The 19,835-nt window shown below is 55.3% G+C and carries 15 protein-coding genes; 7 read left to right on the top strand and 8 right to left on the bottom strand.

Going from position 1 to position 19,835, the window contains the following annotated elements:
- Window positions 1–166: 166 nt before the first annotated feature.
- On the top strand, window positions 167–1,159 hold the full coding sequence (locus VRC33_RS00360; RefSeq protein WP_338559725.1) for an acyltransferase: 993 nt from the start codon (window positions 167–169) through the stop codon (window positions 1,157–1,159).
- A 6-nt stretch (window positions 1,160–1,165) separates the two neighbouring features.
- Here the strand turns inward: VRC33_RS00360 and malT are convergent, their stop codons facing one another.
- Window positions 1,166–3,892 (bottom strand): HTH-type transcriptional regulator MalT, encoded by a 2,727-nt coding sequence (gene malT / locus VRC33_RS00365; RefSeq protein ID WP_338559727.1) that lies wholly within the window; start codon window positions 3,890–3,892, stop codon window positions 1,166–1,168.
- A 298-nt stretch (window positions 3,893–4,190) separates the two neighbouring features.
- Between malT and malP the strand changes: the two genes are divergently transcribed.
- Together malP and malQ are read left to right on the top strand one after the other, a co-directional pair.
- Window positions 4,191–6,593 (top strand): maltodextrin phosphorylase, encoded by a 2,403-nt coding sequence (gene malP / locus VRC33_RS00370; protein ID WP_338559729.1) that lies wholly within the window; start codon window positions 4,191–4,193, stop codon window positions 6,591–6,593.
- Between the two features lie 9 nt (window positions 6,594–6,602).
- Window positions 6,603–8,690, top strand: a complete 2,088-nt coding sequence (gene malQ, locus VRC33_RS00375) for a 4-alpha-glucanotransferase (protein ID WP_338567463.1) — start codon at window positions 6,603–6,605, stop codon at window positions 8,688–8,690.
- Between the two features lie 124 nt (window positions 8,691–8,814).
- On the opposite strand, the gene malG is transcribed toward malQ, so the two are convergent.
- From malG to malE, 3 genes are read right to left on the bottom strand one after another with little or no spacing between them, the layout of a single operon-like run.
- Window positions 8,815–9,705: a maltose ABC transporter permease MalG gene (gene malG / locus VRC33_RS00380; protein WP_338559731.1), complete on the bottom strand. Its 891-nt coding sequence runs from the start codon at window positions 9,703–9,705 to the stop codon at window positions 8,815–8,817.
- Between the two features lie 9 nt (window positions 9,706–9,714).
- On the bottom strand, window positions 9,715–11,313 hold the full coding sequence (malF, locus tag VRC33_RS00385) for a maltose ABC transporter permease MalF (protein ID WP_338559733.1): 1,599 nt from the start codon (window positions 11,311–11,313) through the stop codon (window positions 9,715–9,717).
- A 33-nt stretch (window positions 11,314–11,346) separates the two neighbouring features.
- Window positions 11,347–12,552, bottom strand: a complete 1,206-nt coding sequence (malE, locus tag VRC33_RS00390) for a maltose/maltodextrin ABC transporter substrate-binding protein MalE (RefSeq protein WP_338559736.1) — start codon at window positions 12,550–12,552, stop codon at window positions 11,347–11,349.
- A gap of 363 nt (window positions 12,553–12,915) precedes the next feature.
- Here malE and malK point away from each other — a divergent pair, with 363 nt between their 5' ends.
- The 3 genes from malK to malM all read left to right on the top strand — a co-directional run bounded on the left by malK (window position 12,916) and on the right by malM (window position 16,462).
- On the top strand, window positions 12,916–14,025 hold the full coding sequence (gene malK, locus VRC33_RS00395) for a maltose/maltodextrin ABC transporter ATP-binding protein MalK (RefSeq protein ID WP_338559738.1): 1,110 nt from the start codon (window positions 12,916–12,918) through the stop codon (window positions 14,023–14,025).
- Between the two features lie 28 nt (window positions 14,026–14,053).
- Window positions 14,054–15,349, top strand: coding sequence for a maltoporin (locus VRC33_RS00400; protein WP_338564397.1), 1,296 nt, complete (start codon window positions 14,054–14,056; stop codon window positions 15,347–15,349).
- 213 nt (window positions 15,350–15,562) lie between these two features.
- Window positions 15,563–16,462 carry a maltose operon protein MalM gene (gene malM / locus VRC33_RS00405; RefSeq protein ID WP_338559740.1) on the top strand — a complete coding sequence of 300 codons (900 nt, stop codon included), beginning with the start codon at window positions 15,563–15,565 and terminating at the stop codon, window positions 16,460–16,462.
- Window positions 16,463–16,553: 91 nt separating this feature from the next.
- On the opposite strand, the gene VRC33_RS00410 is transcribed toward malM, so the two are convergent.
- The 4 genes from VRC33_RS00410 to VRC33_RS00425 all read right to left on the bottom strand — a co-directional run bounded on the left by VRC33_RS00410 (window position 16,554) and on the right by VRC33_RS00425 (window position 18,951).
- Window positions 16,554–16,877, bottom strand: a complete 324-nt coding sequence (locus VRC33_RS00410) for a helix-turn-helix domain-containing protein (RefSeq protein WP_338559742.1) — start codon at window positions 16,875–16,877, stop codon at window positions 16,554–16,556.
- The gene (locus tag VRC33_RS00415) at window positions 16,870–17,286 is read right to left on the bottom strand and encodes a type II toxin-antitoxin system RelE/ParE family toxin (protein ID WP_338559744.1); all 417 of its coding nucleotides are present in this window, start codon (window positions 17,284–17,286) and stop codon (window positions 16,870–16,872) included. The genes VRC33_RS00410 and VRC33_RS00415 overlap by 8 nt, the downstream gene beginning before the upstream one ends.
- A gap of 203 nt (window positions 17,287–17,489) precedes the next feature.
- The gene (locus tag VRC33_RS00420; protein ID WP_338559746.1) at window positions 17,490–18,407 is read right to left on the bottom strand and encodes a helix-turn-helix domain-containing protein; all 918 of its coding nucleotides are present in this window, start codon (window positions 18,405–18,407) and stop codon (window positions 17,490–17,492) included.
- 1 nt (window position 18,408) lies between these two features.
- On the bottom strand, window positions 18,409–18,951 hold the full coding sequence (locus VRC33_RS00425) for an isochorismatase family protein (RefSeq protein WP_338559748.1): 543 nt from the start codon (window positions 18,949–18,951) through the stop codon (window positions 18,409–18,411).
- Window positions 18,952–19,427: 476 nt separating this feature from the next.
- On the opposite strand from VRC33_RS00425, the gene VRC33_RS00430 reads away from it, so the two are divergent.
- Entirely contained in the window at window positions 19,428–19,724 is a 297-nt protein-coding gene (locus tag VRC33_RS00430; protein WP_338559750.1) for a hypothetical protein, read from the top strand.
- Window positions 19,725–19,835: the final 111 nt, after the last annotated feature.

Consider the following 19,835-nt stretch of genomic DNA (forward strand, 5'->3'; position numbering starts at 1 on the left):
ACAAATCAACCGCCGTAATGGCGGTTTTTTTGTGCCTGCGATCGGGCTGCGGCCCTGTCGTGTCTTTGCTTTCAGCCCAGTCCGATTTCTCAACGCAAGGGTTGTTGAACATTCGCCACCCGGCTACTCTCTGGTACGCATTTAAGGCACGGTGGACGAGGATGAGATGAAGGAAAAGATTGGCTGGATAGACAATTTGCGTGCAGTAGCCTGCCTGATGGTGATTATGATTCATACCACCACCTGGTATGTGACCAACAGCAAAGCCGTGGGTGAACACACCTGGGATGTCTCCAATCTGCTGAATTCCGCTTCACGCGTTTGTGTGCCGCTGTTCTTTATGATTTCGGGATTTCTGTTCTTTGGTGAGCGCAGTGCTCAGGGCCGGCATTTCCTGCGCATCGTGCTTTGCCTGGCCTTTTACAGCCTTGTCGGGCTGGCCTACATCACCTGGCTGACGCCGATCAGCGAAGCGATTTCGATCAAACATCTGCTGCAAAAACCGGTGTTCTACCACCTGTGGTTCTTCTTCGCGATTATTCCCATCTATATGCTGTCGCCGTTGATTCAGGTGAAAGCGGTTCGCGCCGGTTATCTGGCGGTAGTCACGCTGGTGCTGGCGGTGCTGGCTAACCCGAATACAATCGATCAGTCGGTAGGGCCGTTTCACTGGTTACCGCTCAATCTCTATCTCAGCGGCGACAGCTTCTATTATGTGCTCTATGCGTTGTTCGGCCGGGCAATTGGCATGATGAACACCGACCGGCGTGGCATAAGCTGGCTGGCGGGCGTGGTGTTTTTCGCCAGCGTGGCGGGCATTGCGATGGGGACAAAAAAGCAGATGGCAATCAACGGGGCTTTTGCCGATACCTGGTATCTCTACTGCGGACCCGTGGTGTTTATCGCCGCCGTCAGCCTGCTGGTCTTATTCAAAAATTGCCTTAACCGGCCCTTGCCGGTGCTGACATTAATCTCGCGAAATTCCCTGCCGATTTACGGTTTTCACGCGCTGTTTATCCACTTTATGCGGACTCATCACCTCGACCATACCGACCAACCGTTCATCGATATTCCGCTGGTATTTGTTATCACGCTCATGGGCAGCCTGCTGCTGGCGCTGGGATTGCGGCGTATCGATAAAAGGCATCTGGTGAGCTGATACGCTTTACGCGCTGTATCCCATCACCTTCAGCAGATGCTGCGCCTGCTGCACCGCATCCTGACGGTGAGCGATGCCCATTTTCTGGTACAGATTACGGATATGCGTTTTGATGGTGGTGGCGGCCACATCCAGCTCTCCGGCGATCTGCTCGTTACTGTAGCCGGAATAAATCAGCCCCAGAACCTGCCATTCGCGCTGGGTTAACGGGCTGGTGCGGATCAGCTCCGGCACCTGCGGATGCGTCAGCAATTTACTGACGAAGCCTTCGTCAAAGTGGGCAAACTTATGGCGGTGATGCTGGTTAAGTTCGCGGAGGATCTGTTGCGCCCGCCGCTGTTCCAGCTCCGGCAGCAGATTCAGCTGAATCAACTGCCTTAACTGCTGGGCCATCATCTCGCCTTCAATCACAAAATGGCTGATAAAACCGGTGCGGTTCGCCAGGCTCAGCGCCTCAATCAACACCCGCTGCGCTTCGTTTTTGCGCCCGGTATGCCAGTAAAGCAGATTGCTCAACAGCAGATTGCGGTTCAGATCGCTGAGCAGGCGCAGGCTGCGGGCGTTGCTGTTCAGCTCATCCAGCACCACCTCGGCCTCGTTAAACTGTTCCAGTAAAATCTGTACGCGGGCAATCGTTCGCCACTGGCCCTGCTGGAAGTGGTTATCCGCCACGCCGGGTTTGCGGGCCTGTTGGAGCCACTGGCGAGCCGCTGCTTTATTGGCGGTGAGCTGCCAGTAAATTACCCGCGTTTTGTCGGTATTGGTCAGCCAGTCGATATGATACTGGCCGGTTTTCATCAGGGTTTCGCAGCGCTGAAGATAGTGGTGGGCGTTGTCCATCTGGCCGCGAGCCAGCGCGCATTTCGCCAGCATCGCCAGGCACTGCAACTGCTGCTGTGGCTGGAAGTTAGTCAGCACGTCCAGCCCCTGCCGGGCGGCACTTTCGGCATCATCCAGCCTGGACCATGACCATAAAACCTGGGAGCGTAAGCGCAGCAAAAACTCGTGCATCGGCAGCTGTTCGAGATGCTGCTCCCGCACCAGCTCAAAGGCGCGATCCTGCATCTCAAAAGCGGCCTGCAAAAAGCCCTGGGCAATCAGGATTTCACTCTGCTGAAGCAGAGCCCACAGCGCATAGTGGTAAACCTGGTAGCGTCTGGCAATTTGCTCGGTCTGCTGCATCAGCGGCAGGGCGCGGGCTAGATCGCCCTTGCAGTGCTGGATTTCGCCGGTCACCGAGGTGGCAACAATGCGGCTGTAATAGCTCTCATGGGGCAGATAGCGCAGCGCTTCGGTGGCAAGCCTTTCGGCTTCTTCTTCACGGCCATCGTTGATCGCCACCTGCGCGCGCAGGGCGTCAAATTCGGCGGTCAGTTCCCGCGTCATTGAGATATCGCGCTGCTGCATTTCCTGTTCTGCCCGGCAGAGCAGGGCTTCCACTTCCGCATAGCGATGCTGGCTCTGCGCCAGCCAGGCCTGTAACAGCACCAGCTTGGGATTGAGGATCATTTGATCATAGGGCAGCGCATTCAGGCACTCTTCCAGCAGCGCAAGTTCGCTCTGGTTAAACAGCGCCCAGGCATGTTGCAACATGATGTCACGCAGCATGGAGGTGTCTTCTGCACCCAGCGCATGGTGGATCGCCTCGGCAGGAAAACCCTGTGCCAGCCAGCCTTCAGCCGCCGCCCGGTGAATAGCCGGCAGTTCGGTTGCCAGCTCCCACTGGCACCGCTGGCGAAGAAAGGTGGCAAACAGCGGATGGAAGTTAAACCACTCGCCGGTGCCATCCATACGATGCATAAACAGCCCCTGGCTCTCCAGCGCTTCGAGCCGCTGCTGGCCATTGTCGCTGCCGGTCAGACGCACAATCAGCCCGTCGTTCATCGAGCGCAACAGCGAGCAGCGCAGCAGGAAATCACGCGTTGGCGCATCAACCCGATCCAGCACCTCTTCCACCAGATACTGCGATAAATGGCTGGCATTCAGACCGGCCAGTTTACGGGCGGATTGCTGAGTGGATTGCTGGGTGGAAGTGGTGGACTGATGGGCAGAGAGCGCGATCAGTTGCAGGGCGGTTGCCCAACCGGCCACGTCGTCGCACAGTCGGTTACTGTCGGCCTGCTCAATCGGCTCTTTCAGGCGGCAGTCAAAGAACTGCTGGGTTTCATTATGGGTGAAAGCCAGCTGTGAAGAGTTCAGCTCAAGTAATTGATCGCGCACGCGTAAATTAGCTATGCCCAGCGGAGGTAATGTCCGGGAGAGGATCAGCAGCGAGAGGTTTTCAGGCTGGTGGCGCAGGAAAAAACGCATCCCTTCATGAATGGCGACATTGGTGATCAGATGATAGTCATCAATCACCAGCATCAGAGGCCGATCCCAGTCGGACAACTCCACAAAAAGCTGCGCAAACAGCGCGGGAAGGCTGGCGTACTGATGCTTCTGGCTCAGGGCTTCGCTCTTGCTACAGTGCCCGTCTGTAGCCTGCTGGACCGCCGCTATCAGGTAACTGACGAAGCGTTCCGGCTGATTGTCACTCTCATCCAGTGAGTACCAGCCCAGAAAATTTTTATCCGCTGCCCAGTGAGCCATCAGTGTAGTTTTGCCATAGCCTGCCGGGCTGTTGACCAGCGTCAGGCGATAATTAGGCGCAGAGCTGAGCCTCGTCAGCAAACGCTCGCGCACCACCGTATTTTGCAACCGCACCGGGCGGCTGAGTTTCGAAGGGATTAGCATAGTTTCGTTTCTTATGACGGAGGCCAGAGAGAAGATGAATTATTTTACTGTGCGTATTAATTCTTTTTCATAAAGTCTGCCTTCAAGCTGTTGATTGCAAGAATGTTAAGGTTTTATGTTTCGTTTAGTCGCAGTTCGTCACATTTTTGAAAATAGGAGTTTCCGGTTGTTAATGAGCCGGTGCAGTCAGCCTGCCTACGCCCCGTTTCTCCTCCCTGTCTAATCCCTGGCGGGAGGATGCTGAGCGGGGGCTGAAGTTGCAGCATGGTGAAAAATTTACCGAATGAGAGGAAAAGTGATGCAGGTTCAGTTTGATAAGTCGCTGTTTCTGGCCGCGCTGCAACGTCAGTGGCAGGGTTTTGGTTTACGCCAGGCGCAGCAGATGACGCCCCATCAGTGGTGGCAGGCAACCAGTGCGGCGCTGTCCGGCCAGCTTACCGCTCACCCGGCCCCACCGGTGACCAGACAGCCGCAGCGGCACGTTAACTATATTTCGATGGAGTTTTTGGTCGGGCGACTCACCGCCAATAATCTGATCAACCTCGGCTGGATGGAATCGGTCAGCGACACGCTGAAAGAGCAGGGCGTTAACCTGACTGACGTGCTGGAGCAGGAAGTAGACCCTGCACTGGGTAACGGCGGGCTGGGCAGACTGGCGGCCTGTTTCCTCGATTCAATGGCCACCGTGGGCCAGCCCGCTACCGGGTATGGTCTGAATTATCAATATGGCCTGTTTCGCCAGACCTTCAGCAAAGGCGCACAACAGGAAGCCCCGGACAACTGGCATCGCGAAAGCTACAAGTGGTTTACCCACAACAGCGCGCTGTCAGTTTCGGTAGGTTTTGGTGGCTCGCTGACAAAAGATTCACAGGGCCGCGAACAGTGGCTGCCCGCTTTTTCCCTGCGTGGAGAAGCCTGGGATCTGCCGGTTGTCGGCTATCAGAATGGCGTTACGCAGCCGCTGCGACTTTGGCAGGCAGGAGCCGAGCAGCCGTTCGATCTGGGGCTGTTTAACGACGGCAAATTCCTGCAGGCGGAACAGCAGGGGATTGAGGCGGCAAAACTGACCAAGGTGCTCTATCCCAATGATAACCATCAGGCCGGTAAGCGCCTGCGCCTGATGCAGCAATATTTCCAGTGCGCCTGCTCGGTGGCGGATATCCTGCGTCGTCACCATCTGCAGGGAAGGAAAATTGAAGAATTACCCCGTTACGAGGTGATCCAGCTTAATGATACCCATCCAACCATCGCCATCCCGGAACTGCTGCGCATCCTGCTGGATGAACATCAACTGGAGTGGGATGCGGCCTGGGCCATCGTCAGCCAGACCTTTGCCTACACCAACCACACGCTGATGCCGGAAGCGCTGGAGTGCTGGGATGAAAAACTGGTACGCAGCCTGCTGCCGCGCCACTTCTCACTGATCAAACAGATCAACGCCCGGTTCAAAAAACAGGTAGAGCAGCGCTGGCCGGGGGATAAAGCGGTCTGGGAGAAGCTTTCCATTCATCAGAACAAACAGGTACGGATGGCCAATCTGTGTGTGGTCAGCGGGTTTGCCGTCAATGGGGTGGCCGCGTTGCACTCCGATCTGGTGGTGAAAGATCTGTTCCCGGAATATCACCAGCTTTGGCCGACTAAATTTCATAACGTCACCAATGGCATCACGCCGCGCCGCTGGCTGAAACAGTGTAATCCTGCGCTGTCGGCGCTGATCGACAGCAAGCTCAACGCCGACTGGGTCACCGATCTGGATGCGCTGAAAGGTCTGGAAGCTTTTGCCGACGATAAAGAATTCCAGCAGCGTTTTCAGCAGATCAAACAGCAAAACAAAATCAACCTGGCGGAATATGTTCAGCGCACCATGGGCATTACCCTTAATCCTGAGGCGATTTTCGACGTGCAGATTAAACGCCTGCATGAATATAAGCGCCAGCACCTGAACCTGCTGCACATCCTCTCGCTTTATCGCCAGTTACGGGACAATCCTGAAATGGCCTGCGTGCCGCGCGTGTTTCTGTTTGGCGCAAAAGCCGCACCGGGCTACTACCTGGCAAAAAATATTATTCACGCCATCAACAAAGTGGCTGAAAAAATCAATCACGACCCGCTGGTCGCCGATCGCCTGAAAGTGGTGTTTATCCCGGATTATAAGGTTTCGGTGGCGGAGCTGATGATCCCGGCGGCGGATGTCTCTGAGCAGATTTCCACCGCAGGAAAAGAGGCTTCAGGCACCGGCAATATGAAGCTGGCGCTGAACGGCGCGTTGACCGTGGGCACGCTGGATGGGGCCAACGTGGAGATTGCTGAACAGGTCGGCGAGGAGAATATCTTTATCTTCGGCCATACCGTGGATGAGGTAAAGGCGCAGCTGAGCAACGGCTACGATCCGATCAAACTGCGCAAGAAAGATAAACATCTCAACACGTTGCTGACCGAGCTGGAAAACGGCTTCTTCAGCGAAGGCGATAAAGAAGCGTTCAAACCGATGCTGGACAGCCTGCTGTCAGGTGGCGATCCGTACCTGGTACTGGCTGATTTTGCCGGATACTGCGTGGCTCAGCAAAAGGTTGAAGCGCTTTACCGTGACGTGCCGCAGTGGACGCGCAGCACCATCCTCAACACGGCCAGAGTAGGGATGTTCAGCTCTGATCGCTCGATCCGTGATTACCAGCAGCGGATCTGGCAGGCGAAGCGCTGAGGAGGCTATATGGAAAATAACGCGCTGGAGCAGGCGGCTATGGAAGCGGGTATTGCTTCCGGATTTATCAATGCGCACGGCAAGCAGCAGGCGATCGCCGCAGAAACCAAACGCGATCTGTTGCAGGCGATGGGCTGGAGTCATGAACGCCTGAGCCTGGTCAGGCCGGTTCCCGTGGTGAAAGTGTTTATCAAAGGCAGCCGCTTTGCGCTGCCCGTCAGCGGGGAAGGGGAATTTAGCTGGCATCTGCGGCAGGAAGGCGGGGCCACGCATCAGGGCAGGGTCAAGGGTAAAATGACGCTGGCCCTGCCGGAACACCTGGCGCCCGGTTATCACCGTCTGATGCTGACTCAGGCGACACAAAGCTGGGAGTGCCGGGTGATTATTGCTCCCCGGCGCTGTTACGAACCGGATGCGCTGCTGGCGGGAAAAAAACTCTGGGGAACCTGCGTACAGCTCTACACGCTGCGTTCGGAGACTAACTGGGGCATCGGTGATTTTGGCGATCTCTCCGTACTGGTGAAGAACATTGCTGCACGGGGCGGAGCCTTTGTCGGCCTTAATCCGATCCACGCGCTCTGCCCTGGCGATCCAGAAGCCGCCAGCCCATACAGCCCCTCCTCACGCCGCTGGCTGAATGTCATCTATATCGACGTTGCTGCGGTGGAGGATTTCAGGCTGAGCGAGGTCGCCCGGCAATGGTGGCAGAGCTCAGCTACGCAGCTGGCTTTGCAGGTGGTGAAGGCCACTGAATGGGTGGATTATGCTCAGGTGATGGCGCTTAAGCTCCAGGGGCTGCGCCTGGCCTTTACTCAGTTCCTCACCCGCACGCAGAAAGATCCTCAGCGGCAGGCCTTCGCGCTGTTTGTGAAGCAGGGGGGCGAAAGCCTCTACCTTCAGGCGGCCTATGATGCGTTATTCGGGCATCTGGCCCGTGAAACCGGCACGGCACAGGGCTGGAACGCCTGGCCGGAGGCGTATCGCAACGCGCGTGGGCCGATGGTCAGGGCGTTCTGCGAGCAGCAGGCTCCGGAGGTGGAATTCTGGCTGTGGCTACAGTGGCTGGCCGAAATCCAGTTCAAAGAGTGCAACCTGGTCTGCCAGCAGCAGGCGATGCCGATCGGCCTCTACCGCGATCTGGCCGTGGGCGTGGTGGAAGGCGGGGCTGAAACCTGGGGTGACGGCGAACTTTATTGCCTGAAAGCGTCGGTCGGTGCGCCGCCAGATATCCTCGGCCCGCAGGGGCAAAACTGGGATCTGCGGCCAATGGATCCCTGGGCGATGGTCAGCCGCGCCTATCAGCCTTTCATCGATCTGCTGCGATCAAATATGATCCACTGCGGCGCGTTACGCATCGATCATGTGATGGCGCTGCTGCGTTTGTGGTGGATCCCGGCGGGCGGATCGGCGGATAAAGGGGCTTACGTCCAGTATCCGGTGGACGATCTGCTGGCGATTCTGGCACTGGAAAGCCAGCGTCATCGCTGCATGGTGATTGGCGAAGACCTGGGTACCGTCCCGGTTGAGATCGTCAGCAAGCTGCGGGAAGGCGGCGTTTACTCCTACAAAGTGCTCTATTTCGAACGTGAGACGGCGAACAGCTTCCGCGCGCCGCAATCCTGGCCCGTACAGGCAATGGCGACGTTAACCACGCACGATCTCCCGACGCTACGCAGCTACTGGCAAAGTGACGATTTGAAGCTGGGTAAAATGCTGGGGTTGTATCGCGATCCGACCGTGCTTGAAGGGCTGTATGCCGACCGGGACAAGGCCCGTCAGGGATTACTTGATGGTCTGCATCAGTATGGCTGCGTGCCGAAGAGAACGCTGCGTCTGGCCTCCTCTACGGACCTGAGCCTGGCGATCCGTCGTGGATTACAGCGTTACGTGGCGAGCAGCGCCTGCGCCCTGCTGGGGATGCAGCCGGAAGACTGGCTGGATATGCAGACGCCGGTCAACGTGCCGGGCACCAGTGATGAATACCCTAACTGGCGTCGCAAGCTTTCCCACACGCTGGAAGCGATGTTTGCCAGCCCGGAAGTCAACGGCCTGATCAAAGATCTCGATCAGCGCCGCCGGAAAGTCTCAGTAAGTTAACACCCGCCAAAATTTCTCCGCGATACCACAAGGCCACCGCCAAAAAAGGGGTGGCCTTTCAGGCCACCCAGGACACAGGACATACTGCAATAGCCCACGGGGCAAAAACCCAGAGGGCAAAAACCTATCCCTTCACACCCCCTGCCGTGAGTCCCCCCACTAACCAGCGTTGCGCAATCAGGAATACGGCTGTAATCGGAATGGCTGACAGAATGGCGGCTGCGGCAAAATCGCCCCACAAATAGTTCTGTGGATTGAGATACTGCTGCATCCCTACGGCCAGCGTGTAGCTGTTCACATCACGCAGCAGCAGAGAAGCCACCGGCACCTCGGTAATGGCGGCAATAAACGACAGAATAAACACCACCGCCAGAATCGGCACGGACAGCGGCAGCAGCACCAGACGGAAGGCCTGCCACGGGGTGGCCCCATCCAGCGCGGCGGCTTCTTCCAGCGAGTTGTCGATGGTTTCGAAATAGCCTTTGATCGTCCAGACATGCAGCGCGATGCCGCCCATATAGGCAAAAATCACCCCGCCATGCGTGTTCAGCCCCAGGAAAGGAACATAAACGCCTAAGCGGTCAAACAGCGCATAGAGGGCGACCAGCGACAATACTGCCGGGAACATCTGGAAAATCAGCATGCCTTTCAGCAGCGAACTTTTGCCACGAAACTTCATACGGGCGAAGGCATAGGCGCAGGTGGTGGAAAGGGTGACGATGCCGATGGCGGTGATCGCCGCAATCTTGATCGAATTCCACAGCCACAGCATCACCGGGAACGGCGGCGGCGTGATGCTGCCATCGCTGTTAGTCACCGCAATACCCAGCGCCAGCTTCCAGTGATCCCAGGAGACAGTCTCCGGGATCAGACTGCCGGTGGCAAAGTTGCCGGGCCGCAGCGAGATAGCAATCACCATCAGCAGCGGGAACAGGATCAGCGCAACAAAACTCAACAATAATAAGTGGGTGACCAGCAGCCTGACGCGCTGCGATTTCGGTTTTACCATCGGCATAACGCTTCCTTAGTCGAATTTCATACGTGAGGCTTTTAAGTTGATGACCGCCAGTGCGCCAACCAGCAGGAAAATCAGCGTGGCGATGGCGGCAGCCAGACCAAAGTCCTGCCCGCCGCCGCCTTCAAAGGCGATACGCCAGGTGTAGCTGACCAGCAGGTCCGTATGGCCCGCTGGGGTGGTGGTGCCCAGCCGATCCGGGCCGCCGTTGGTCAGCAACTGGATCAGCACAAAGTTATTAAAGTTAAAGGCAAAGCTGGCGATCATCAGCGGCATCAGCGGCTTAATCAGCATCGGCAGGGTGATGCGTAAAAAGTTCTGCACCGGCGTGGCACCGTCCATCGCCGAGGCTTCGTACAGGTCATCCGGAATGGCTTTCAGCAGGCCCATACACAGGATCATCATGTAGGGATAACCCAGCCAGGTGTTGACGATAATCAGCATGGTTTTCGCCGTCAGCGGATCGCTGAACCACGCGGGCTTGATACCGAACAGCGTGCCCAGCACCAGGTTGATTTCACCAAAGCTCTGGTTGAATAACCCTTTGAAAATCAGAATCGAAATAAAGGCCGGTACCGCATAGGGCAGGATCAGCAGCAGGCGATAAACCGCTTTGCCTTTCAGTTCATCCCACTGGACCACGCAGGCCAGCACCATGCCCACCGCCGTAGTGAAGATCACCGTCAGCAGGGAGAAAATTACCGTCCAGACAAAAATCGACAGGAAGGGTTTCTGGATGCCGTCATCCTGGATCACCCGCAGGAAGTTTTTCCAGCCAATGCCCACCGTAAAGCCGGGGCTGAGCACCTCCTCCTGCCAGGCGCCTTTTGCATCAACCAGCTGATAAAAGCCGGTGGTCATGTTCGGGCGATAAATTTTGCCGTTCTGGCTACTGGTCAGTTGCCCGCTCTGTTCATCCAGTTTGTAAAGCGGCTGCGTACCGGAAAACTGCCGTAGCGAACTCATGCGCAGGCCGGAGCCATCCGGCATTTTTGCGGTTAACTGGGTCAGCGCCTGGCGGTTCTGCGTGATGGTTCGCAGCCCGGCTTTTTCGGTCGCCGGAAGGGACTGGGCCGTCATCTCCAGCGATTGGGGGGCAGAAGGCGAGAAGCTGAAAGGCTTTGATACCAGCACCGCACCGTTATCCGGCGAGGTCAGCGCCAGCACCCACTGTTGGCCCGTTGGGTACAAACCAAAAGCCCAGGCTTTGTCGGCGCGGAACTGCCTGTCCATCAGCACGCTCTGGGCGCGCTCGAAGGTCAGCTGGTGGACGCTGCTGTAGTTAGTGAAGGCAATAGCGATGGTACAAACCAGCGGAAACAGGACAAACAGCCCCATTCCTGCCAGGCCAGGATAGACGTAGCGCCAGGAATAGGCGCGGCGGTTGCCATAAATAAACAGCCCGAGGCTGGAGAGGATCAGCGTCAGGATGGCAAAAAGGTACTCTCCCTGCGCATACATCAACACAATCAAATACCCGGCCAGCAGGGCGAAAAAGCCGATGAAAAGCCAGGCGAGCACAGGGGCGAACGGGCTTTTTTTCTGACGGGCTGGCTGGTGTGGGTCACGGACATGGAGGCGATCCTTTTCGGCACGGGGCAGCACCATCAGCGCCGCCCCGTAATTCAGCTAAGACAGGAGTTACTTAGTCACGCGGGTTTCGACATCTTTTAACGCCTGGGGTACGGTCTGACGGCCATCCACCGCGTTAATAATCGCGTTGCGTTCGGCGTACCAGAAGGCGCTCATTTGCGGGATGTTCGGCATAATTTCGCCGTTTTTCGAGTTCGCCATAGTGGCGGCGATGCGCGGATCGTTTTCCAGTTTTGCCTGGTAGGATTTCAGCGCCACGGCACCCAAAGGTTTATCTTTGTTGACCACGGCCAGGCCGTCATCGGTGATCAGGTAATTTTCCAGGAACTCTTTTGCCAGCTCTTTATTCGGGCTGGCGGCGTTGATGCCTGCGGTCAGCACGCCAACAAAGGGTTTGGAAGGTTTACCGTGGAAAGTCGGCAGCGGGGCGACGCCGTAGTTGATCTTACTCTTATCGAGGTTGGACCAGGACCAGGGACCATCGATGGTCAGCGCCGTCTGGCCTTTGTTGAAGGCCGCTTCGGAGATGGAGTAGTCGGTGTCGGCGCTGATATGTTTGTTTTTCACCAGATCAACGATGAACTGCAGGCCGGCATTCGATCCCGCGTTATTTACGCCGGTGTCTTTGATGTCATATTTGCCGTCGACATATTTAAAGGCATAGCCGCCATCCGCTGCAATAATCGGCCAGGTGAAGTAGGGTTCCTGGAGATTCCACATGATGGCGCTTTTGTCTTTGTCTTTCGCCCGCAGGGATTTATCCAGCGCCGGGATCTCTTCCCAGGTTTTTGGTGGGGTTTTCACCAGGTCTTTGTTGTAAATCAGCGACAGGGATTCCACGGCGACCGGATAGCCGATCAGCTTGCCATCAAAGGTCACTGCGTCCCAGGTAAAGGGGAACAGCTTGTCTTTGAATGCCTGGTCCGGGCTGACTTCAGCCACCAGACCAGACTGCGCGTAGCCGCCAAAACGGTCGTGCGCCCAGAAGATAATGTCCGGGCCGTCGCCTGTCGCGGCAACCTGAGGATATTTCTCTTCCAGTTTGTCAGGGTGCTCAACAGTGACCTTAATCCCGGTGTCCTTTTCGAACTTCTTACCGACCTCGGCCAGGCCATTGTAACCTTTGTCACCATTGATCCAGATGACCAGCTTGCCTTCTTCAATTTTGGCAAACGCGGCAGAGGACAACACCAGCGTAGCCAGCGCAGAAAGCGCGACGGTGCGTTTGACGATGTTCTTGATGCTGAGGGTCATAATCCAGTCCTTTATAGTCCAGGCTCACGCCTGAGACGGTAATGAGAGGGTACGCAGCCAGTGTGGAGTTAACCCCTCATGCCTTCATCATCCCCCCGCCTACGCCCCCACCTCTCAGAATGTGACCCCGGTAGCACTGTGCTCAGTTATGCGCCCTCGCAGGCAAAATCATCCGTCATTTTTTGCAGTGCAGATCACGAAAATGTCTTTTCGCGTGAGCGTTTCGCCGCGATTCGCTGTCGCCTGTCCTCCCCACCTCTCCACCATCAAAAACCCGCGCCCGGAGGATTACGCCTGCGGAGGTAAACGGCATGCTTCCGAACATTCAGTTTCCCTTGCTGACGGCAACTACAGGAGTTCAGGATGGCGAGCGTTTCCCTAAGCGGCGTTTATAAAGCCTTCGGCGAAACAGTGATCTCCAGCGATATTAATCTGGAGATTGAGGAGGGCGAGTTTGTGGTGTTTGTCGGCCCTTCCGGCTGTGGAAAATCGACGTTGCTGCGGATGATTGCTGGTCTTGAAGAGATCACCTCCGGCGAGTTGAAGATAGGTAATCAGCGCATGAATGAAGTGCCGCCCGCCGGACGGGGCATTGGCATGGTCTTTCAGTCTTACGCCCTCTATCCGCACCTGTCGGTGGCAGAAAACATGTCCTTCGGGCTGAAGCTGTCGCGGACAAAAAAAGAGGAGATCGAACGGCGGGTTAATCAGGTTTCTGAAACCCTGCAGCTGGCGCATTTGCTGGAACGTCGCCCGAAGGCGCTCTCCGGCGGCCAGCGTCAGCGTGTGGCTATCGGCCGTACGCTGGTAGCGGAACCCACGGTTTTCCTGCTGGATGAACCGCTTTCAAACCTGGATGCGGCCTTACGCGTGCAGATGCGTATTGAGATCTCCCGCCTGCATAAGCGCCTTAAGCGCACCATGATTTACGTCACCCACGATCAGGTTGAAGCGATGACGCTCGCCGACAAAATTGTGGTGCTTAATGCCGGGCGCATCGCCCAGATCGGTAAGCCGCTGGCGCTGTATCACTACCCGGCGGACCGCTTCGTCGCCGGGTTTATCGGCTCCCCTAAAATGAATTTCCTGCCGGTGAAAGCGATCGCCGCTGAACCTGAACGCGTGCAGGTTGAACTGCCCGATCGCCAGTGGGTCTGGCTGCCCGTGACGGGAACTGACGTCATTCCCGGCAGCAACCTGTCGCTGGGCATCCGCCCTGAGCATCTGCTGCCAGGCGATACCGCAGAAATCAAACTTTCCGGCGAGGTGCAGGTTATCGAGCAGCTCGGCAACGAAACACAGATCCACATCCAGATTCCGGCAATTCGTCAAAACCTGGTGTACCGCCAGAATGACGTGGTGCTGGTAGAAGAAGGTGCAACATTCGCCATCGGCTTGCCGCCACACCGCTGCCATCTGTTCCGTGAAGACGGGACGGCCTGTCGCCGGTTACACCCCGAGCCCGGCGTTTAAAGCACATGTCCCCCTACAGGAGAAGATGATGATAACAATACGCAATTCCTCCCTGGCGCTGGCAGTGGCTGCAGGCGTCCTTTCCACCCAGGCGATGGCGGTGGATTTCACCGGTTACGCCCGTTCCGGCATCGGCTGGTCAGGCAGCGGCGGCGAGCAGCAATGCTTTAAAGCCACCGGTGCTGAAAGTAAATATCGTCTGGGTAACGAATGCGAAACCTACGCAGAGTTGAAACTGGGGCAGGAAGTGTGGAAACAGGGCGATAAAAGCTTCTATTTCGATACCAACGTTGCTTACTCCGTTTCACAGCAGAATGACTGGGAAGCTACCGATCCGGCTTTCCGCGAAGCTAACATCAAGGGTAAAAACCTGATCGAATGGCTGCCAGGCTCCACCATGTGGGCTGGTAAGCGCTTCTATCAGCGTCATGACGTCCACATGATCGACTTCTACTACTGGGATATTTCAGGTCCTGGTGCCGGTCTGGAAGATATCGACCTGGGCTTTGGTAAGCTCTCTATTGCGGCTACCCGTAATACTGAAAGCGGCGGCTCCTTTGGCTATATCGCCGATCAACGTGACGAACTGCCGACCTCCAATGACGTGTTCGACGTGCGTATTGCCGGGCTGAACACTAACCCTGGCGGCGTGCTGGAACTGGGCGTGGATTATGGCCGTGCCAACGCGCGTGATGGCTATGAGCTGGCAGATGGCGCCACCAAAGATGGCTGGTTGCTGACGGCAGAACATACTCAGAGCATCTATAACGGCTACAACAAATTCGTGCTGCAATACGCCGCAGACTCAATGACCGATCCCTCCACTGGTGCGGCTAATGGTCACTCCAACGGCGCAGCGATTAACAACAACGGCAGCATGCTCCGCGTGCTGGACCACGGTGCACTTGATTTCAACGATAAATGGGGCCTGATGTACGTGGCGATGTATCAGGACATCGACCGTGATAACAACAACGGCACCACCTGGTACACCGTGGGCGTGCGCCCGATGTACAAATGGACACCGATCATGAGCACCCTGTTAGAAGCGGGCTATGACAACGTGAAATCACAGCGTACCGGCGACCGTAACGGCCAGTATAAAGTGACGCTGGCGCAACAGTGGCAGGCTGGCGACAGCATCTGGTCCCGTCCGGCAATCCGCGTGTTTGCGACCTACGCCAAATGGGATGAGAAGTGGGGTTATGACACCGATGCTGGCGTAGACAATGGCCTGGCGATGAACGATACCAGCGCCCGTACCTTCAGCCGCGGTGATGACGATGAAGTGACCTTCGGTGCGCAGATGGAAGTCTGGTGGTAAGTCTCTGACGATCTTCCGTGAGACGAAGGCGCTGACCGGCCTTAGCTCCCCTGGGAAGTGACGATGATTTCCCAGGGATAAGGTCAGTTTTCGCCTTGCCGCTTCGCGTAAGAAGCGGCGAAGGTTTGCGCTGTAAACTGCTTTTCAAAGTTGTGCTGGCTGGCGGAAAGTAACAGGTCGCCAGCCTTCATGGTGATTCAAAAGGAAACGATAATGAGAAAAAATCTGCTGTCACTGTGCCTGACGCTGAGCCTGATGGCTGCTGCTCCTGCGGGAGTGTATGCCGCTCAGCAGGATGCTTCCACGGCTCCGGAGATCGCCAGCAAGACCCTACGCTCCCTCTCCTGGACACCGCTGGTGCCGCCAGTGACGCAGGATGTGCAGCTCAGCACGGCGGGTGCACAGATTAATCAGGGTGATATTCAGGGCGCCGTCGGGGCTTTTTCTCTGCCAGCCGATCGCGGGTCACTGGAAATCGTTCTGACCAGCGTAGTGACCGGTAAAACGGTGTATGCCCCTAACGTCCTGGTTCTGGATGAGCAGATGCGCCCGGCGGCATTCTATCCTTCCAGCTATTTCCCCTATGAGAAGCCTGGTATTGTCTCCAGCGATCGTCTGGAAGGCACGCTGAAACTGACCCCGGCCCTGGGGCAGAAGCAAATTTATCTGCTGGTTTACACCACCCGCAAAGATCTGGATACCACCACGCAAATGGTTAACCCGGCCAAAGCCTATGCGGCTGGCGTGGGCAATGCCGTACCGGATATTCCCGATCCCGTGGCCCGCCATACGGCAACGGGCACCATCAGCCTGAAAGTCACCGCCGAGCAGAAAACCGGTAATGTGATGATTGGCCAGCTCTTCCCGTCTTCCGGCAATGCAGCCGCCACGCCAGTGGTTGTGGGCAACACACAACCTCAACCAGCCGCTGCCGCTGCGCCAGCCAAACCTTCAGAGCCGATGCTGGATGATTCCGATGCCTGGTTTAACGAGTCGATCAAAAAGGCCGTGAAGGCCGGAGATGTGGATAAAGCGCTGAAATTACTGGATGAAGCCGAACGTCTGGGATCGAAAACCGCCCGGAAGACCTTTATCGAGAGCGTGAAGCAGTAACGGGCTGTAGCGCTTTCTTATGAAGACCACCGACTGCAACTGGTGGTCGGATTTGTGCAGGAATAAAAAAAGCCCCGTTCCGGGGCTTATTTTAGCATTCCAGAGCTGCAACGCCTTTCTTGTCGATCAGTTCAAGGAAGGCAAGCGCCGCGCCTCTCGGTTGGGTAACACCCCGTTCCCACTTCTGAACCGCATTAGCACTGATATACATGCGATTTGCAAGCTGCGCCTGGCTAAGGTGCTCACGCGCACGTAGCGCACGAATGCGATCCCCTGTCATTACTACGGGGGTAGCTTTTCCTCGCGCTTCCGCAACGATTGAATTGATATCGGCCAGAGCCTCGTCAGAAGCAGTTCCGCGCTCGTGCTGGCGTTTAATGCTTTCCTGAATGCGAAGTATGCGTTTATCAATCATCTGTATTCTCCGGGTCTGCTGAAGGTATTTCTACCAAATCTCTACTCATCAGTTCGGCTTTAAGCTGTGCATTTGTCAGGGCTTTATAAACCTTTGATTGCACCTTATAAGCCTTGAGTAGATCGGGCGGGATTTCAGGGCCACTCTTAGGAACATCCTTCTTTTCCCACCCATCATTAAAATAAAACTTGTTGCCCTGGTGGTAGAACACGATAGTGCGCGCACCGCCACTTGTACCACTGGCATCCAGGCCAACGCGTTTCTTGTAAACCCCGCCACCTAATGATCCATCGGCAGGTTTGGCTAACACATCGGCCACAATCTCACGTAAATCTTCATCCGTTATGCCGGATTTTTTGCGATCTTTGTTGTAATGCTTTTCTATAAATATTCGTGTTTTCCCTTTCATATCATAACTCACCAGTCCTATGGTAAATATTACTATAGTATCGCAGGGTTTTTGATTCAAGCAAGGCTGTAGACCAGGTGCAACTTTCCCTAAAATGGATGCCTGCGCCCTTTATGGAACTCCCTGTGCAAGAACGCTACGAAGATTTCACCCTACATTTTGAGCAGAACCGTCAAATGAAGCAGTGAGGATGTATGTATCCGCTATGTCTGCCAGCGCTGAAGCGCCCGGCGGAGCTGGCGCGAAGAAGAGAATCCCGCTGAGAGTGCCGCTTTCTCCGCTCCTTCTCCCTGTTGCAGCCGCTGCTGTGCAATCGCAATCCGCAACTGCTCGTGATAATCCCGCACGCTGATCCCCAGATGCTGCCTGAACAATCGGGTCAGATGCCGTGGGCTGACGTGTACCCGCCCGGCAATCTCATCCAGCTGCCATTCCTGTTCCGGATTCACCACCAGTAAATCCTGAGTGCGATGGATTGCCGGATGCATATGGTTGCGGTAACGCAGCCAGGGGGAAAGTTGGGGGTCTTCACCGGAGCGACGAAAATAGATCACCATTTCCCGCGCCACATTCAGCGCCATCTGCGAGCCGCAAAGCTGGTGGATGAGATGCAGCGACAAATCAATTCCAGCCGTAATCCCTGCACTGGTCCAGATGCCACGATCTTCTACGAAGATGCGGTTTTCTTTCACAATAGCAGCAGGATCGGCATTTTTCAGGCGGGTGATCACTTCATGATGGCTGGTACATTGCACGCCGTGCAGCAGGCCTGCTTTTGCAGCCAGGATTGCGCCGGAACAGATGCAGACCAGAGAAATGCGGCGGGCATGGATATCGGGCTGCTGGCGCATCAGCCAGTTGCGGGCGGCCACACCCTGCGGGGTATCAAACTGAGTGCCGGAATCCTGCACGCCAGGCACGATCAGTAAACTCCCGGCGGGCAGACGATCGGGCATCGGCGCAATGCGGCTCACGGTCATATCGGTGGAGGTCATGATGCTCTCCTCCGGGCCGATATAACGCAGATCAAAGGCATTGGCCAGCTTCAGCGTTTCCGCCGGGCCGGTCACATCCAGCGACACAATGCCGGGCACCATCAAAAACCACACCGGGATAGCCATCTTATTCGAGCTCCAGCAGACACTCCTCCACGGTACGGATGGAGGCGAAACGGTTGATCAGCACGGCTTCAGTATGGTGACGGAGGTCAGCGATACTCAGCGTGATACGGTTATGGCAAATCGGGAAAGTCAGCGTGGCTTCGGTGACAAAGGTCACCTTAAATCCCATATCAGAGGCGACACGCGCTGTAGTCTCACAGCACTGCTCGGTGCGCAGGCCAGAGACAATCAGATGATCCACCTCCTGCTCGCGCAGCCACTGTTCCAGCCCGGATTCGGTTAGCGCGTTATGAACGCGTTTATGCACCGTTTTCACCGCTTTATGATTCAAAAACGGCAGTCTTGTTACCAGCCCGGAATCCAGCGAGAAGGGACCTTCTTCTTCCACATGAAACACATCCACCACAGGAATACCGCGAACATGGCAGCCGCCAATCAGTGCGCTGATACTGCGCTCGAAAGCGGGCATCTCGACGGTATCCTGATAGCCACGATGATAGAAGGACTGCTGCGCGTCAATCACTAAAAGCACTGTTCTGGACATTTCTGGACTCCTGTTAAAAAGGGTATAGCCCAATGATGGCGGGAAGTGCGGCATCAAAGAAGGCCAGAAACGGACATGATCCTGCCGGGATGAGACCACAGGGCGAGGACTTACAGAAAACGCAGGGAAAGTAGCACAAGACAAACCTGCATTACCCGAATTTCAAATTTTTTGATTGATATAAAGCTTTTTATGAACATACATTTTCAGGTAAGTGTCAGAAATGAATTTATAAGTTTGAATAATGAAAAATAAGCCTGATCCATACAATGTAATCTTAAATGCACACCCCTTTTTTGATCGGTTTAACTGATCACCTGACGCTTTGTGATAGATGCAATCTATCATATTAAAGAATTTGATCGTTTTAATGAGTTTGTTTTTGCTTTCAAACCATTATAAAAAGGAAAAGATTTTTAGAATGATAATAATTTCTAATGGCAATGATGCTAACCAGTTAAACAGGGAGAGGCTTTATGAAGAACATTAATACCGATACAGAAAGTCCGGTTGCGCGTAATCTTTACATTCTGGGTATCCGCACTGATAAAGAAAGTAAGCGGCTGATTGATGAAATCTGTAAAACTGAAAAATGTTCACGAAGCGACCTGGTATTGAAAAGTATTCGTATCTATGCCGAACTGACCGCTAATTATGTGGATGTCCCTCTACCTGCGGGCAGAGAAAATTTATTAAAACTTCTTAATTTAAAAGATGCCTGTAAAACAATTAATATGATCCTTGACGATATCGTTCCAGACGATCGGGAGTAAATGCGAAGCATAAATAGTATCGATTCTGAAAAATTAAGGGTTTTTTAATTAATCTTTTACTGCTTCTTTAATTAATCTTTTACTGCTTCATGTAACTCTGTTTACTATTTC

Source organism: Erwinia sp. E_sp_B01_1 (assembly GCF_036865545.1).
GTDB lineage: Bacteria > Pseudomonadota > Gammaproteobacteria > Enterobacterales > Enterobacteriaceae > Erwinia.